Source organism: Paenibacillus sp. PDC88, from assembly GCF_900106725.1.
Lineage (GTDB): Bacteria > Bacillota > Bacilli > Paenibacillales > Paenibacillaceae > Paenibacillus > Paenibacillus shunpengii.
Window position 1 is genome coordinate 15831 of the sequence record NZ_FNNT01000020.1, and the last position, 16685, is coordinate 32515.

At 40.8% G+C, this 16685-nt stretch carries 15 protein-coding genes and 1 pseudogene; 2 read left to right on the forward strand and 14 right to left on the reverse strand.

Features of this window, described 5'->3' with window-relative positions; all coding sequences use genetic code 11:
• Nucleotides 1-733: 733 nt before the first annotated feature.
• The 4 genes and pseudogenes from BLW49_RS27590 to BLW49_RS27610 all read right to left on the reverse strand — a co-directional run.
• A pseudogene (locus BLW49_RS27590) lies at nt 734-1594 on the reverse strand (IS3 family transposase); the annotation flags it as partial.
• A 14-nt stretch (nt 1595-1608) separates the two neighbouring features.
• Nucleotides 1609-2298 (reverse strand): helix-turn-helix domain-containing protein, encoded by a 690-nt coding sequence (locus BLW49_RS27595; protein WP_076209648.1) that lies wholly within the window; start codon nt 2296-2298, stop codon nt 1609-1611.
• 640 nt (nt 2299-2938) lie between these two features.
• Nucleotides 2939-3670 (reverse strand): tyrosine-type recombinase/integrase, encoded by a 732-nt coding sequence (locus tag BLW49_RS27605; protein WP_052512302.1) that lies wholly within the window; start codon nt 3668-3670, stop codon nt 2939-2941.
• A gap of 493 nt (nt 3671-4163) precedes the next feature.
• Nucleotides 4164-5024, reverse strand: a complete 861-nt coding sequence (locus tag BLW49_RS27610; protein WP_090728097.1) for a DUF421 domain-containing protein — start codon at nt 5022-5024, stop codon at nt 4164-4166.
• A 211-nt stretch (nt 5025-5235) separates the two neighbouring features.
• On the opposite strand from BLW49_RS27610, the gene BLW49_RS27615 reads away from it, so the two are divergent.
• Entirely contained in the window at nt 5236-5442 is a 207-nt protein-coding gene (locus BLW49_RS27615; RefSeq protein ID WP_007781230.1) for a DUF1657 domain-containing protein, read from the forward strand.
• Nucleotides 5443-5593: 151 nt separating this feature from the next.
• Here BLW49_RS27615 and BLW49_RS27620 read toward each other — a convergent pair whose 3' ends face one another.
• Nucleotides 5594-5791 (reverse strand): hypothetical protein, encoded by a 198-nt coding sequence (locus BLW49_RS27620; protein ID WP_028407011.1) that lies wholly within the window; start codon nt 5789-5791, stop codon nt 5594-5596.
• 815 nt (nt 5792-6606) lie between these two features.
• Complete coding sequence (locus tag BLW49_RS27630; protein ID WP_047914445.1) at nt 6607-7197, reverse strand: hypothetical protein; 591 nt, start codon at nt 7195-7197, stop codon at nt 6607-6609.
• A gap of 306 nt (nt 7198-7503) precedes the next feature.
• Between BLW49_RS27630 and BLW49_RS27635 the strand changes: the two genes are divergently transcribed.
• On the forward strand, nt 7504-7830 hold the full coding sequence (locus BLW49_RS27635) for a helix-turn-helix domain-containing protein (protein ID WP_047914423.1): 327 nt from the start codon (nt 7504-7506) through the stop codon (nt 7828-7830).
• 151 nt (nt 7831-7981) lie between these two features.
• On the opposite strand, the gene BLW49_RS27640 is transcribed toward BLW49_RS27635, so the two are convergent.
• From BLW49_RS27640 to BLW49_RS27675, 8 genes are all read right to left on the reverse strand, one after another.
• Complete coding sequence (locus tag BLW49_RS27640) at nt 7982-9247, reverse strand: TcaA second domain-containing protein (protein WP_047914422.1); 1266 nt, start codon at nt 9245-9247, stop codon at nt 7982-7984.
• 62 nt (nt 9248-9309) lie between these two features.
• Nucleotides 9310-9591, reverse strand: coding sequence for a hypothetical protein (locus tag BLW49_RS27645; protein ID WP_090728099.1), 282 nt, complete (start codon nt 9589-9591; stop codon nt 9310-9312).
• 24 nt (nt 9592-9615) lie between these two features.
• Nucleotides 9616-10419, reverse strand: coding sequence for a hypothetical protein (locus tag BLW49_RS27650; RefSeq protein WP_047914420.1), 804 nt, complete (start codon nt 10417-10419; stop codon nt 9616-9618).
• 8 nt (nt 10420-10427) lie between these two features.
• Nucleotides 10428-12623, reverse strand: a complete 2196-nt coding sequence (locus tag BLW49_RS27655; protein ID WP_047914419.1) for a C40 family peptidase — start codon at nt 12621-12623, stop codon at nt 10428-10430.
• Nucleotides 12620-14989: a VirB4-like conjugal transfer ATPase, CD1110 family gene (locus tag BLW49_RS27660; RefSeq protein WP_047914418.1), complete on the reverse strand. Its 2370-nt coding sequence runs from the start codon at nt 14987-14989 to the stop codon at nt 12620-12622. Before BLW49_RS27660 ends, BLW49_RS27655 begins: the two co-directional genes overlap by 4 nt.
• Entirely contained in the window at nt 14940-15335 is a 396-nt protein-coding gene (locus BLW49_RS27665; RefSeq protein WP_052512301.1) for a PrgI family protein, read from the reverse strand. The genes BLW49_RS27660 and BLW49_RS27665 overlap by 50 nt, the downstream gene beginning before the upstream one ends.
• A gap of 158 nt (nt 15336-15493) precedes the next feature.
• A complete protein-coding gene (locus BLW49_RS27670) occupies nt 15494-16306 on the reverse strand; it encodes a VirB6/TrbL-like conjugal transfer protein, CD1112 family (RefSeq protein ID WP_047914417.1) in 813 nt (270 codons plus the stop codon).
• Nucleotides 16307-16358: 52 nt separating this feature from the next.
• Complete coding sequence (locus BLW49_RS27675; protein WP_047914416.1) at nt 16359-16682, reverse strand: hypothetical protein; 324 nt, start codon at nt 16680-16682, stop codon at nt 16359-16361.
• Nucleotides 16683-16685 lie beyond the last annotated feature (3 nt).

Sequence of the window (16685 nt, forward strand, 5' to 3'; positions counted from 1 at the left end):
CCCGGATGCTTTTTCCGGGGTCGCTTGGGATTTAGGGCCGATGAACCGGGGGATTAAACACCTGTTTTCTTCACTTGTTTAGGTTTGATGTGTACGTATTTTTCTCCTGGTACTTTCTGCAGCAGATAAAATGTACACAGAAACTATCACGGCCGCGGATCTGAAGCCGATAATATGTGTACAGGACTGAATCTCTCACATAATGGGTATAATATTACTAGAAGGGAGCGTGAAGATATGGCAACAGTATTTACTATAGCCATTTTGTCTTTTGTAGCGTGGCTTCATGCGGTAATCCTGCGGATCAGCACGAGCAAAGAGGAATATAACAAATACGTTTTCATATCCGCAATACTTATGTATCTATCCTGCAACTATATCCAAGCACAAACTTTTCAACATAAGACTATATTCAACTTAGCATTTATCGCTTATTCTTTAGTATCAATTCCAATCCATATATGGCTCCTATCAGCATGGACGAAATCGAAACGGAAACCTACACATTAAATTGTGATGAAACAGAAAACCTTTTGCCGCACCTGCGGCACAACTACTATAGAGACGCACAATATAAGCAAACGTAAACGTAAACATATACGTGTACATTGTTGATTCCATTACAAAAGGCCACCTGCATATGAAGTGCTCCCTGTCAAGTAGACAGACTAAAAAAACAAAATCATTAGTATTCAATATCCCCTCGGTTATATTGAGGGGATTATTTTCTTAATTAAACTGCTCGTCGATATTCGTTTGGGGATAAGCCGTTTAGTCGTTCCGTGTATCGAAAATTATTGTAATAATGGATATACGTTCTTACGCTACGAAGGAGACTGTCATACGTATCGTGCTTCTCCAGATAAAAGCTTTCTGCTTTAAAGGTACCCCAGAATCGTTCAATGGGTTGGTTGTCCAAACACCGGCTTACACGAGACATACTTTTTGTAAACTTGTATCTCTTTTGAAGTTGTTTGTATTCCAGCGAAGTATATTGAAAGCCGCGATCACTGTGCAAGAGCGGCGTAGCATTCGGGTTTCTTTTATAAGCTTTCTTTACCGTGTTCATGACAAGCTCATTGTTATTGGAGTGGCTGAGCACCCATGAAACAATAGAGTTGTCATAACCGTCAATAATGGCACTCAGATAGGCCTTACGGCCATTTCCATATTTCAACTCTGTTACATCGGTGCACCACTTTTGGTTGGCGACCTCCGCTTGGAATTTTCGGTTCATGACATTCTCAGCGATATGAAGGGTTGGAGCTTTCACGTAATTGGGCCGCTTTTTGCGAATCACTGCCTTTAATTCAAGGGCTCGCATGATGCGGTAATACCGTTTACGGTTGTACCTTTTTTTAAGCTTACGATTCAACTGAGTACGCATTTGGCGATAACCGAGTATCCCGTTTCGTTTGTCATAGCGAAGTTTGACTTCCTTGGCTAGTGCAAGATTTTCAAGTTCCCTGTCGGATGGTATCCATTTCAGCCACTTATAATAGGCAGATCGGGCGATTCCTGCTAGCTCACAGAGCTTGGTGACCGCATACCCTTTCTCGGCATGCAGCTCTGTAATCGCTTGATAGATGTCTGCATGTCGAACAAAGGTTAACGTGTATTTCTTCGCCGGATCTCTGCCAACTTTTTTGCGAGTGCATTCTCCATTTCTAAATGCTCATTTCGTGCCTCGAGTTCCTTGATCCGAAGCTTTAGCCGTTCCTGTTCGTCTAGCTCTTCTAGCGGCTTTTTACGACCTCGGAGGTCTTTTAAAGCTTCATGACCACTCGCTTGATATTTACGAACCCATGCGTACACTTGCTGGTAAGAGACACCGTACTTGTCGATGGCTTTCTGGTAATCTAAATCATGGGCGATGGCGAATTGTACAATTTCAATACGTTCCTCGTAAGTCGTTTTCCGTCCTTTATTCATATGAGGGGATCCAATCCTTTTCCGAGTTGGTTTCATTTTCACCCCTTCAGTATACTTGGAAATCCAGCTCTCTAACACAGATTTACTCGAAATATGGTACTTTTTCACCACCGCTCGTACAGAGTATTCGCCAGAGCGTACATCTTGAATGGCAGATAGCTTTAGCTCCTTGGAGTAAGATTTCCATCCCCTCGATTCTCTTAATCCTTCTTCTCCATCTACCTTGTATTTTCTTATCCAATCGGTAACCGTGTTTTTATGGACCCCCAGTTGCTTTGCCTCATGGTTGGGGTTGGATTCATGTTGCAGGCAACGCCTTACAACCTGAATCTTGATTTCATATGAAACCGGGCTTCTTTTGGACATTACAAAAACTCCCATCATGGTAGAAGTAGAGTTTTGTTTTTTCTACTGTCTACTGTGATGGGAGCATATCAATATGCAAGTGGCCTTTGTTTTACCCGTTAACGCCGTGATTAAATGGTGTTATTGTTGGATTGGAAGGCGGTGAAGAAACCGGAATCACAATACTAAGAAATGTCATCAGCATAAATGTAGCTACTAATGCTTTTTTCATGATGCACCTCCTGTAAGATATTTTGGTACTTTATTTGTTGCTCTGTGGTAGCTAGGTTACGGACGTTTTCAAACATCCCTATAGTTGTAATAAATTCCCTGTATAAGTCCATTGTAACCGCTATTTGCATATAATCAAGGATATAATTAATTGCGATATCGTACCGTCGCTGATTCAAATTGTATGCTGCAAGTTGATTCAGCAATTTTACGTAATATACACGATTTCCAAGGTCTTCAAGCTCAGAAAAAGTGTCTGTCTAATGACACAAACATACCCTTATTTTTGACACAAACATCACCTTAAAGCCCAAATTCGGATGGATTTTTGACACAAACATCTCCTTACAAAGTTCTGAATGGAAATACTCTCAGTGACACAAACATCTCCTTTTATGCCGCTTGTGACACAAACATGCCATGATCCAATTTAGGTTAATTCCAAAGGGTTTGATGTCACGATTTTTCGCATTTTCTCTATATTCACTTTTGTATAAATCGTGGCTGTTTTGGGGTCCGCGTGGCCCAATAGATCAGCAATTGCCAACAAATCAGCTCCCTCACCGTCGTTATATAGAACGGTTGCACAAGTATGGCGCAGCTTATGAGGCGTTACTTTATAATTATTTGCTCGAACACCGGCATCTTTTGCAATTTCCTCGATGATTAATCCCACAGCTCTTCTTGTTAGCCGCTGCCCTCGTTTTTCCGAAATAAACAACGCTGGTTCATCAATTCTATTGCGTTTTTGTAGGATCATTTGCCGAACTGGCTTATAATTCTCCAGGGCCCGAATTATTTTCGGTGTCAACACGAGTTTTCTTTCCTTGTTCCCTTTACCAATGACTGCGAGCGATCCATCATCTTCATTGAAATGCTTGAGATCGATACTTACGAGTTCAGAAACCCGTAGTCCGAGCAATAAAAACAGCGTAGTGATTAATGAGTCTCTTTCTTTAAATTTGCGCTTCGCGGCGTATTGTTCAAATGTCATGGCATCCTGTAGAGAAAGGCTTTTAGGAAGCCGTTCACCGAGTTTCGGGTTCTCTATATACTGGGAAACATCATATCGAAGGTATTGTTGTTTAACAGCCCATTTAAAAAACTGTCTTATTGAGGAAATGATGCGTGCTCTCGTCGTGGCTGCAAAAACGGTGCCCAATTTTGGATGCCTTTTATTCGTATTCGTTGTGGAAAGTTTACCTCGAAGAATTTTTATCTATCAGCACTGATCGGACCTCGTTCCAACTCGATAATTGTACTTATACAACCTCCACGGTATATATACTAATGGTGGGGTACAGTCCCCTCCTTGTATTTAGAGCAAATAGGCTGCCTGACTTACTTTTTCTGGTAGCCTATTTGTCTCGTCCTGGTGATCATTCATGGATCGCAATTTGCCATCTAACCTCTCTTGCACGAGTACTCCCGAGTAATTCTTTTTATCCTGCCAAACTTGCCCTACGATCGATTGTAATGCCGAGTGTTCAGGGAATTCTTCTGCGGGGGTTACTGAGACCAGCTTAACTTGGAGGTTCCTCGAACTCTAGCCTTGGAAACCGACTTCTGATCTACGAAAGAGCCGATCCACCACGCGCTATTATTTGCCATGAACATCCTCCTCGATTTTCAGCTGACGTATAATTGGCGAATTGTTAACGAATCAGCAATGGTTTAACTTCATCAATAATCTTTTCTAACGCTTTTGAACATTGCTCGTACATCTGCTTTGTATTTTGTTCTTTGGTAGATAAGCCAAACATTTCGAGATCCGCTTCACACTTTTTCAATGTTGCAAGCAACGCGGCTTTTTTCTGGGGTTTCGGTACTTTGATCTGATCATCAAATAAATCAACGTATAGCTGGCCATAGGAATCCACCTGTCCAAGAAATACGTTATCAATCGAAACACCTAATTTCTCCAGTTCCGTATCCAGCCATTTCCTGTTTAGACCTATCGTGGCAAGCGGTTCGTCCATTATTTTTCCATCCATAATGACCGATTGAGGTTCTTGTTCCGGCCCGACATTTATTCCCAGGTGTTTAGGCGTTAACGGTTGATTTTCCTTGGTTAAAAGAACGCTAACGTTACCGCTTGACTCCATGATGGCGAATTCAACATCGGCAGCTTTGAACACATTCTTAGTTCGAAGCTGTTCCATAAGTTCATCCGTGGTAATCCTTTCTTTTTTTAGGTTATCCTCCATGATCTTGCCGTCCTTAATGAGCACTGTTGCTTTGCCGTCGAATAGGTCTCTTGCCGTTTTGCTTTTCAGCTGTAGAAATTCAATCCCTAAAGAAACAACGGTCCAAACCGTCATCGAAACCAAGCCCAGATACCAAGTGGACTCCAGATCCAACGAAACGTAAGCTGCAAGGTTGCCGATCGTGATTCCGGTGATATACTCAAACAATGAAAGCTCTGATACCTGTCGTTTACCCAATATCTTCGTTAGGACAAAAAGAACCCCCATAGACAATAACGTTCGCAAAGCAATTTCTACCCAATCCGGCATAATATCACCATTCCTTTCCAATCACATTTAATCGACAAAAGTTAATATGTCCCTATTCCATTATTTTCACACATTTCCATTTGAAAATTTTTCTAACGTATGCTTTTGTTGCGAGACGGAAATATTAATTTCGGTATTGGGAGAATGTAAGCATCTATTCCTATTACCCCTGAAACATTATCCTATCCTAAGGTAAAGGAGGTGACATTCCGTGACAGTTGCTTCTCAAGTGAAAACGTGCGTAGCATCTTTAAAAAGTGCTCAGGCGAGTCTGGAACAATTTGCTTTGGAAACACAAAATCAAGAAGCAAAATCGCTCTTTACGAATGCGGCCCAACAAACCCAACAAATCGTGCAGCAAGTAGAAAGCCGCGTACAACAGTTGGAAAATGAAGAGCCTCAATATAAGGGGTTTTAAGAAAAACAGACAAACCATGAATATTGAGGACATGGCTTGTCTGTTTTCATCGGTGAACAGATTAGAAAAGAGATCAAACCCTACAAGTTGAGTAGGGTTTGATCTCTTTTCGCCACTATTCTATTGTTTAGACAGCTAACCTTGGATAAACCTAAACACTGCCGCCCCCATCGCCACTGCTAAAGTTGACAGTATCCAAGTTCCCCCTCATTTCGACTGCAGCTTTCCTTTTAAGGAAAACCTCTTTACGTTCTTCCGACCAATCGTCGGTTAAAACGACTGGCCAGTTGTTTATATCCAAATATTTCGGTTCAATTTCGACATTTTCTAAAATCCGTTTTCTACCCAATTCGCTTCACCTCGGTCAAGATTCCTAATTCGACTTCCTTTATATTGGATGCAATTAGTTCTCCTGAATAAATTAAGAAATATATGGATACGACTGATCGGAATTGTTGAACATATGCTTTGCAACTCTCCGATAGTTTTAGTTTCGTCACCGAGAGCACGTAGAATGTGCCTTTTATCCGTTTCGATGGGAATATTCCGTTGACCGATATATGGCAGTAACTACTTCATATTTTTCAGGTAAAGATCTTGTCCGCGTATGTCCTCTTCGTAGAGTACTTTATAGTCATATCCTTATTTAAAGCACCATTTTTCTAACCTCTCATGATCAGTCTCTTGGTTTTTATATCTTACGTTTACAAACGTTTCTTTTCCGTTTCGTTCAAGCTGCCACATATCAAAAACCTTATCTTATGTAAATTATTTTCTAGCAGTTTCTCACTGTTTGGTCTTTCGCAAAATTTAAGAATGTTGGGATCCGTTTCGACCAATATCCAATGATCGTACTTAAGATCACCGAACAATTGAACGTCCTTTTGAAGCTTGTAACTATACCTTTCCCAATAGCTACTACCGACTGCTTCGTTTAATAGGAATATTGGCTCGTACATAAAACACCTTTTTTTGACAAGATTTTGCTATTATCTTATCATAGTCATAATTTTCGGTAAATAATTTTCGCGCCTTATAAGTATATGTTTGTGTCACCAGATACGTAAAAGGGGATGTTTGTGTCACTGAACTAGGACACAAACATCCCCTTTCAACTAATAAGAACCCTTGATTTTATTGAGTATTAATTATGGCATGTTTGTATCATTGGACAGTGTCTAACTGCTCAGGAATAGAGCTATAGTAATATTCGTCTATATTCCATTCATTCAAGTTTGCAGCTTCAAAAATTGTAACTAATCCGGGCAGTGTTTCCTCATCGTTCTCAAATATAAAATCAACATACTCTTTTAATAATTCTATCTTGCCAGACAATAAATCAACGGCGTACCCGTTAGCCTTCGCAAATCCTTTAAACCGCTCAATTTCCTCCATATCTTCATCTGTGGCATTCTCATACCATCCCAAATCCGCATATTTGGCTATGTACTCTCTAGCGCGGTCAAAAAGACCTTGCTTCTGGAAAACGATTGACTTTGCTAAATATCCGTATCCAAAATAAAAAATCAAAGGACGCTTTAGCATTTGATTTAAAGGAATAACAAGTTCACCCCATTTTTTCTTGTTTTCATACATCCGTTCTGCCAAGGACAAAATATGATTAGCAACGCGATCCGCTTCGTTCCAATTGTTCTGCCTGTAGTTTAGTCGGAATAACTCAAACCCTTTATCCAAGGCATTTACATGATCCGACAGCAAATAAAATTCATTGTCTATATCGTTCTGGTTTTCCACTACCAACCGCCTCCATAAAATAGATTCATTTCACTATATAAGAGCATCTTAGCTGTCATTACATAGAAATTTCCTCCATATAATTACAAATATAACCAACGAAATCCCCATTAGTCAAATCCCCTTAGTATCAAGTAGTTTGACCATGAAACTATATATCGACAAAACATTGTTTCTTTTGAAGATATTTACAGTATACCCCATGACACATATGGGAACAATATTTAAAACTTTTAAATCTTATAGTGGCTCCACTACATTTCGCCAATTGTCTACACTTCTTAGTAAGAGGAGTAGATCACTTTTATGAATCAAACTATTGCTGAACAAATCGGAAGTATTATAAGGAAGTTGCGGACCGAAAAGGGTTTAACCCAACAGGCCCTAGCAGATGAAATAGGCTCATCCTTCTCCTTTGTCGGCAGAGTTGAGCGCGGTGAAAGCAACATTACATTAGAGACCATCATAAAGATATCAAGCGCTTTAAATATTGAGTTCTTTGAACTTATGAGTTTAGGAAGAAGACAAGACAGCGAAGATATTATGGAAATCCATGCACTGCTATTAAAAAGAAGCGAGAAAGAGCAAAGAAAAGCACTTAACATATTGAAAGAGGTATTTGACGAAGTATAAAAAGTACAAAATCTATCCTGGCATGTGCAACAGAGCATAATCTGTATACAAAATGTGAGCTGCCGGCTCTTTCCGGAATCGTTTAATGTATACAAAAAACAAGAATGGCCACGCTGATCGAGAGTGGCCATTCTTGTGTATGTGTACAATTCTATTTTTTTGCAGTCGTGATAACGTATTTACCCTCTTCATTTTGATTAGGAATACTTGCAAAAGACCCTAAGTTTGCCTCATCAATACTCCATATCTGCTTTTCCTCATCATATAAAGCTTTTAGGGAAAGAGAATAAACATACTCCTTTTCCCTAAGATAATCGGTTTTCAGTCTATTCAATCGAATAACTCCGTCCAGCTGCATGACCGGATTACCCTCTTTGTCGATTACAATTTTGGGTGTTTCCTTATTGAAATAGGTTTTAATTAAATTATAAGAGTAGTTACCAAACATTGAAGGCTGATAAGCATTTGCTTGTTTAGCCTTGAATTTGTCCGTGGCACTTTTGAAAGGCTCAACACTTTGTTTTACACTTGCTTGAGCGTATTCCTCTGCAAAACCAAGGAACAACTCGTTTGCGAATTCTATATCAGGAATAAAATAGAAGTGTGATCCGCTACCAAGGGTATAGTATGATTTATCATAATGCGAGCTTAACGTTTCTCCCCACGGAAATTGCGCTGCAAGCTGTATCTCTTTCTCGTCAGATTCCTCTATAGGCCCAAACTCTGCTGATTTAGGGTCGCCAACACGGATTCCTGTCCCTTTACCTTTAAACAAAATTTCAGCTCCTTTTAGTTCCTTAGACAAATCCAGAACATACCCCGTTAAGTCAAATGACAATTCCCTACTCGGCTTTTCTCCAGCTGTTACTGATTTCTTATCAGTGATGCTTGTCCATGCAGATGACTTGATAGCTTCAATTTCATAGCTTCCTGCTAGTAATGGTTTTTGTAAGTCCTCACGCTTCACTTCTTTGCCATTAAGTTTCAACGTAACATCATTGCTAAGGTCTTTAAAGGTCACATAAGTTTCTTTAGGCAACAACACGTATTTATCAAAAAACAGCAGTTTCTTCCCCGATTTTTCTATGCTGAATGGAAACTCTCCACTCAAACGCATTTCTTTAACGCTGTTTGCTACATCAGAATTTTCCTTATCCAAGAGTTGCATTGTCAGCTCCTTGTTGTCAGCTGCTGTCTGCAAAAAGTATTTAGCCGAATCCTCCACTGTTGGATAGCCTTGTATTTCATCAGGCATTACAGATATGAGCAATTCTGTATCGTTATTGTCTATTGCCGCGCTGATTCTATTTAGGACACCTTCTCTTGAGGTGCTTGTGTTCACCACCATTGCTCCAGCGATCATAAGCAGTACAACTACTCCAAGACTGACAAACAACCATTTTTTACGTTTCACCATCACAATACTCCCTTCAAAATAAAGGGCTGAATAGCGATTATTCAGCCCTCAGATATAATGATTTAACCTTGCCCCACAGCCTCACCGGATGTATTCCCTCCAGCATCAGCAGAAGCTTTCTTTAAATGGTCAAATTTCCCTTGTTGGATTTCCTTGATTACATCATTCAAATTAATGCCATGGCTACTCAAAATCACTATGCTGTCCTCAATATTTCTTACCTTCTGTTGATGTTCAACTTCCTTGATCTGTTTGGCTACCTTCCGTAAGTCTTCCTCAATTTTCTCCTTTTTCTTTTTCAAAGCCTCTTCTTTCTCCATCAGCTTTAGCAATTTATCTTCCACAAAAAAAACTCCTTAACAAAATCCTTAGCAATCATAGTAATCATGCTTGTAACTAATCTGTTTATAAAGAAATACCATGAGTGCCAACAAAGCAATAATAGTGATCCCAATAATGATTTTCAGTGTTTGGGGTTGTATGGTGAATTTTTGCCGCTGTGGTTTTTCGGTTGGTTTAACAGCAGCTGATTCACTTAAAGCACTGTTTGCGGAGCTTTGAACACCGCGATCTGTAACAGCGTTCTGATTCCCGCTCGAATCCGTCCCGTTAAGCATTCTTTCGACGCTCGCCTCTGTAGGTTCCTCATTTGAAGAAAGCTCTTCTTTTGGCTTAGCCGTGGGTTTCAAAGAAAGCTGTATTTTGAATTCAACCGTATCACCTTTCTTGACGATAACTTTCTCGGACGAATCAATGTTATAGTCCGTGGCATTTTCCCCCACAACATTAATGAAATCAACTTTGTAAGTCCCTGGCTTCACGTCTTCTTCATACGTATATCCGTTCAACTTATCCAGTCGGGCCATAACATTCTCATTGTCAGTAGATGTGAAATTAACAAGGATAGTCTTATCGAATTCTGGAGGAACAGCAGCGCTTATTTGAAGCATGTTCCCTACCGCAGATTCAGCTTCTGGCTGTTTTGTTGGTTTACTCGTTGATCCGGTTGTAACTGGCTTCTGATCAGCCTTATTCGCCTTATTGGTTTGGCTTGCCGCCTTCGAAGAAGGCGGCGGCGTTTTAGTGGCTTCCGCTGCAAAGGAAGAACCAGCGGATACTGCAAAGAAGATAACAGAAGCGATCGCTATACTAGAGACAAAACGCTTTCGCACATATTCACCTACTCTCCTGAAAATAATAAGGGTCTTCTCGGGTACTTGAAGCCTTTATAACTGTTTACAATGACCCCCGTCCCTCCCTGACAATGTACATAGATAGGTTTACCCTTACTGTCTCTACCGATGAAAATACCAATATGATTCACACCGCCCTGTCCCGGTATGTTCTTAAATACCAAATCACCGGGTATTAACTCGCTTTCCTTGATCGCATAGGTTTTACTCCATTGATAAGAGGTACCGCCAGCAGAAAACGAGTTGCCAAGGCCAGCTGTTTTAAATGCCCAATCTATAAAGCCGCTGCAATCCATCCCGTAAGGCTGATATGTCCCGGTCGTCCTACTTCCCGGCGCTGTTACTTTAACCGGAGTTCCCCACTTATCGTTCCAACCGGGGCCGCTTTTCCCTCCCCAGAAATATTTGACCTTACCTTCCAGCGTTAGAGCAGTTTCAATCAGCTTTTTCCTCGCCTCGCTTACATCACCAGTAAATTCAGGCGGTGGAATCCCCGGTCCCGGTCCGGTTCCCCCTCCAGGTAATTCTTGGGCCAAATCCGGAAATTGCTCTTGTATCGCTCCCGAGGTAACAAGTCGCCTAGCCCATTCTTGTTGTTCTTCGTTGAAACCAATCTGTTCGAAAATATCCTCCATATCATAGGTGTAAATCTCAATAACAAGTGTTGTTTTAATTTCCGTTTCACAGTCTCTATTCCCATCGCTGTCCGTAGAACATTTTCTTATTCTTTCAGTCTCTGTCCTTGTTTCTATAACATTGAATTTCTCGTAAATTTCCTCCATAAATTTTTCTTGTTTATCTGTGAACTCTAAATCTTGTTCGAATTGAACTGCAAGAATGGCGAACATCTCAACCCAACTAGCATGGGCAAAACCATCTTCATTCATATAGTCTGTTCGAACCTTATCGTAACCACCACTATTTTGAAGCCGGTTGATTTCTTCTTGAAATTCATTATTAAGCCTCTCCACAACCTCCTTGTATTTTCGAGCATTATCTTCATCTGTCATAAAAAACGAACCAGCTGAAGATGTGGTGGTTCCCCCCATGCTGTTTGTCAGCATCATTAGGAAGAATATACCTGCCGCCACAGCCGCTCCTACAATCCAAACTTTGGGGTTAGCTGCTATAGCCGCCACAAATTTTTTAGCAGCCTGTTGAGCAGCAAGCTTTAAGTAGGAAGCGGCAGAAGAAGCAGCCTTTCTCATCCCATTTTTAAGGCCAAGCGATGAATAACGCCCTTTGGGTACATACTTGCTGCTTAATGTCTTGATCTTGTTGACACTGATTTTAGAACTGCCCTTAGTAGCATTGCTTCCCTTTATTTTGCGATGTGCTGAGATAGTTGGCACACGGTAGCGGCGATTTTTTATATAATGGTTGGCATGTTTAATCCGGTCTGTTGATTTTTTAATATTTTTATACGCGGTTCTGGTTTTTTTTACCCCATCCCTCGGAAGCTCCAAGGATGTAATAACGTCATGTGCTTCCTCATGATCATGAGGATCTATTGTCCGTGTAAGCTGCCTTGCAGTCTCTTTGGCAGCGGTCTTTATCTTTTCCTTGCTTTGCCTTGAAATATGGTTGCGAAGTGCAGCCCTGATCCCTTTGATATTGCTGGTGGAATGAACAGGTGTTTTTCGGGTAAGCTTCATTTTGTTACTGAGGCCACGCTTAACATATACGTTTCTGGCGGTGGTCTTTATCTTTTTGTCCTGGCGTTCCCTTAAAATATGTCTGCGTAGCCTAACGTTCATCCTCCTGTCACTACTGGAGGGGTGAACAGCTGTCCTCCGGTTAACCTTCACTCCACGCTTAACATGTGTATTCCTGATAGTGGCTTTTACCTTTTCATTCTGGCTCTCTCTTGAAATATGGCTGCGTAGCCTAGCATTCATCCTCCTGTCATGGCTGGAGGGCTGAACAACTGTTCTCCCGTTAATCTTCGCTCTGTTACTGAGGCCACGCTTAACATGCGTATTTCTGACAGTGGTCTTTATTTTTTCATTCTGGCTTTCCCTTGAAATATGGCTGCGTAATCTGGACTTCATCCCTCCGTTACTGGAGGGATGAGCAGCCGTGTTCCGGTTAGACTTCACTTTGTTATTGAGGACGCCCTTAGCATATACATTTCTGACAGTGGTTTTAGATGAAGTACGGGTACGGATATTGTTCTTCCTCATGCTGTATTACTCTCCAGATTAGCCTCCCTTACTTCATCAACCTTGGTCGTCATCATTTTGTATAATTTCGTATCCCTTGGGAACTCGTCATGGAAAGGAACAATCCCTTTACCTTCACCGTTCCCGATAAACATTAGCCCCTGCCCACTATCTGCATTTGTCACATAGCTAAGCTGCGTTTCCGATATGTCCAGCAAAGTCGCTAACTCGCGGCGATCCGATTTAGCTTGATTGAGCATCATCAAGAACATGGAGTTAGAAAGCATCGTTCGTGCAAGGTCTGATTTAAGCAAATCCTCGACGTTTTGGGTGATTCCTGTTGGAATCCCTCCCCATTTTCTGGCCCGTTTGTACAGTTCGTATAAGAAAGCTGCTGAATATTCATTAGCAAAGAGCAAGTAAATTTCATCAATATATATCCATGTCCGCTTACCCTTACCACGATTAAGGGTGATTCGGTTCCAAATTTGGTCAAGCACAATGAGCATCCCCATTGTCTTGAGCTGCTTCCCTAAATCCTTAATGTCAAAGCATACAAGACGGTTATCTATATTGATATTTGTCTTATTAGCGAATACAGACAGATTACCCTTAACATAAAGCTCAAGCGCTGTAGCAATTTCGATAGCTTCCGGGTCTTCTTGCTGTTTGAGCTGTTCATAGAAATCAATTAGTGTCGGTATATCATCTTTCGAAAACGTCTGTAGATACTTGTGGTATGTGAGTTTCAAGCATCGGTCAATAATTGATTTTTCCTTTGGTGTAAGGCCATATCTACCACCGACTATTACCTCGCAGAGAGAGAGTACAAAATCAGATTTAAGCATCAATGGGTCATCATCATCTGCATAGTCCATTGTCATATCCAGCGGATTGATGTAGTTCTTTGATCCAGCAGAAATATGAATAACTTCTCCTTTGAAATTGGATACAAGTCGTGTGTATTCGCGCTCCGGGTCGATGATGATCACATCATCATCCGTGTTGAGAAGCACGTTTACCATTTCCCTTTTTGCCGCGAAAGATTTACCTGAACCCGGCGTTCCCAATATAAAGCCGTTCGGTGTATCCAGCGAAAGCCTGTTGAACATAATCAATTTTCGTGATACAGCATTCAGCCCGTAATACATTCCACCCTCCTGAAACAATTCTTGGTTGGTGAATGGCATGAAAATAGCTGTGCTTTCTGTAGTCAATGTCCGTGATATTTTAAGCAGATTCAGCCCAAATGGTAAGCACGAATTCAATGCATCTTCTTGCTGGTAATGCAATGTACCCGTTTGACAAAGGAATTTACTGCTTATGGCTGAAATCTCTTTAGTATCCTTGTTTAATGCCTCAAGCGTATCTGCAAAATGAATCAATACGATGTTTGTTAGGAACATCTTTTGATTTTTATTGATCAAATCATCCAAAAGTTCATTTGCCTCTGTAAGCGAGTGCTTTAATTCATGAGGAATAAACGCCTCCAGATAACCGTTTTTAAGGCTTCGTTTCTGGTATTCAATCTTATTAGCTTCCATGCCTGTAATCTGCTTCTTAACGATCCTGAGCGCCTTATAAGAGTCCACAGATTTGATATTCATAGTCGTGATCAGATTAAAAGAGAAATCGGTGATCTCGCTAAGGAATTTGTCGTTTAGAAAGGTAGGCAAATCTTTGATGTAAATAGCCCTTGCGTATTTATCGCCTATTATCATATGATCCCGTTTAAAGGTAAGAGAGTCCGCAGCTATAAGGTCTTTGGTTATAAGCCCTTTTCTCTTATGCTCTTTCGGATCATAAGTAAAGTGTCCTTCTTGACCCATACGATACACATCATGTAGCAGCTCCAGACGTTCATTAAGGTTTAAACCACTGATGGAGCTACCCATTCTTTTGAATACGGCCTGCGTCTCTCTCTCCATTCTCAGGAATGTGTTGCGTGCTTCGTCCATGGAAATAGACTCAATATTGACCGTGACAAATTTCTCTTTTTTTATCTCATTCTTACCGCCCGATATTCTGCGTTTCAACATTTGATTGTACTCTTCACGAAATGGCTCCATATGGTCATTCCGAGACTTAATCATTACTCTGCTTTCAAAATCTTCTTTGTTAAAGCTTTTATTGATTATGGTCACTTGGAGATTAACAGTGTCATCAAAGAAGTTTAAAAACTCGCAGTATTTCGAAAATACTTCTTCTTGATCATCTTGCTTACTAACCTGATAATTGATGTCCACATAAGAGAAGGTTTTAGAGTAGCGATCCTTGCCATGTTTCAAAATCCCGTCCTCAGAAGCTGCGGAATATGGAATGGATTGTTGACTTGATTTAGGAATTCTCGCTTTCTTTTTTGCGCTTTTTTTGTTTAGAAACAGCACGCTTATTCCCCCCCTTTTGGTTTTCTGTTGTAAGCAGCTCAAACATATTCAAAGTGATATATTTTCTTTTTTGCGGATAAATGAACTCCTGCTGAATCACAGATTTTATAAATTGTTCAAAGGTCATACCGTTATAGTTAAAATATCCGATTAAGAATAATGGCATCGCAACGAATATAACCACCCAACTTGCAGCATCGGCTCCTATAACGTCCCTGCCAAACCAGTACAGCGGCACGTTAACCACAACGGCGATTAGGGTGCAAATCAACTGTCTGAGCGTTAAACCAAAGAACAATTTTTCTTTATAGGTTCTTATCTCCTTGGGGATTCTTATCTCAATCATAGTACCTCCAATTAGTGTACTCATTTATGTTTAGTGATTTAGGAGAGACGGTGAATGTACACAAAATAACGGGATCTTCCTGGCTGCCGGCTTTAAAATTGTATACATACTTTTGGATCTGCAGCTGAACCAGGCTTAAATTTTGTGTACACTCGAACTTAGTCACCCATTATCTTTCTTGACCATGATCCTGATTTGATCACAACAAGCAGTAAGGCCAATGAAGTCAGCATACCTTTCCAAAGCTCCATATTAGCCCCATTTCCGGTAAAGAATCCGAATGATACATTGGCTATGATCGCCACGTATACAATACATCCGATGATGATGATGATTCCCTGTAAGCAGACCGCGGCATAATCGAATACGAACCTTTTAGCCTTTTCTTTAAGTTCATCGTGTATAAATGCAGCTATTGGAATAGGGGCAGCAGCCGTGTATATTAAGAGCTGGAATAGTCGTCCAAAAACAATCAACATGATAACGATTTTGATCCCCTGCAGAATCCATTCGAAAGGCATCAGTTTAACTGAATAAAGCTTTTTATCGAACCAGCCCATATCTTCGTACTCAGCTTCCATGGCTGAAAAATCAATTTTATAAAGTGATGAATCAGCTCCAGTAGTTCCCACAAGACTTGAAACATAAGAGGATACATGGAAAATGATGTTTAACAAGTCAAGCGTGTGTTCCATGACTAACTTGGCAAACACCAGTTTTAACATACATGAGACAACCGTTTCCCACCTGAAAAAAGCGAAGTTCATTGACTTGTTCATAAAATCCAATAAAAAATATAGAGTCAGCAGACTGTATGCAACAGGCAGAATGGCTTGATGAATTTCTGTTATAACCGAGTACACCCCCGGATACTCGGAAGGCCCCTGATTTACTAACCCTGTAACCTCTGTAATAATTCCGCTAAAGCCTTCAAAAGCCGCTTTTATATCCTCAATCGGAGAAGACGCCAACTATTTCACCACCCACTTTTTTTGAGATAGGGGGCTGCAAGCCCCCTCACAATTACAGTCCGAAAAGTGCCAGTGATTTGGAGATACCAAAGACCATAAACCCTGCGGCCATTGTCTTCATTCCTCGAACTTTCCCATCGGCATCATCTTGTTTAAAACCTAATGCTGTTTGGATACCCCCAAAGAAGGCGACAACGAGACCAATTCTTCCTGCCCAAGTGGCAATTACATCAACAACACCGTCGAATTGGTCCATTCCCTCTGCCCCTCCGGCTGCGGCATAAATTTTAGTACCCGCCAACATAAGGGCAAAAGACAAGGACAGGACTTTAGCAACCACAGGTTTTTTGAAAGTGTTCATGATAAAATTTTTCATTTA

Coding starts and splice junctions, on each gene's coding strand:
- BLW49_RS27595 (WP_076209648.1), bottom strand. CDS start 2,298: ATGTCCAAAAGAAGCCCGGTTTCATATGAAATCAAGATTCAGGTTGTA.
- BLW49_RS27610 (WP_090728097.1), bottom strand. CDS start 5,024: ATGCCGGATTGGGTAGAAATTGCTTTGCGAACGTTATTGTCTATGGGG.
- BLW49_RS27635 (WP_047914423.1), top strand. CDS start 7,504: ATGAATCAAACTATTGCTGAACAAATCGGAAGTATTATAAGGAAGTTG.
- BLW49_RS27640 (WP_047914422.1), bottom strand. CDS start 9,247: ATGGTGAAACGTAAAAAATGGTTGTTTGTCAGTCTTGGAGTAGTTGTA.
- BLW49_RS27655 (WP_047914419.1), bottom strand. CDS start 12,623: ATGAGGAAGAACAATATCCGTACCCGTACTTCATCTAAAACCACTGTC.
- BLW49_RS27665 (WP_052512301.1), bottom strand. CDS start 15,335: ATGATTGAGATAAGAATCCCCAAGGAGATAAGAACCTATAAAGAAAAA.
- BLW49_RS27675 (WP_047914416.1), bottom strand. CDS start 16,682: ATGAAAAATTTTATCATGAACACTTTCAAAAAACCTGTGGTTGCTAAA.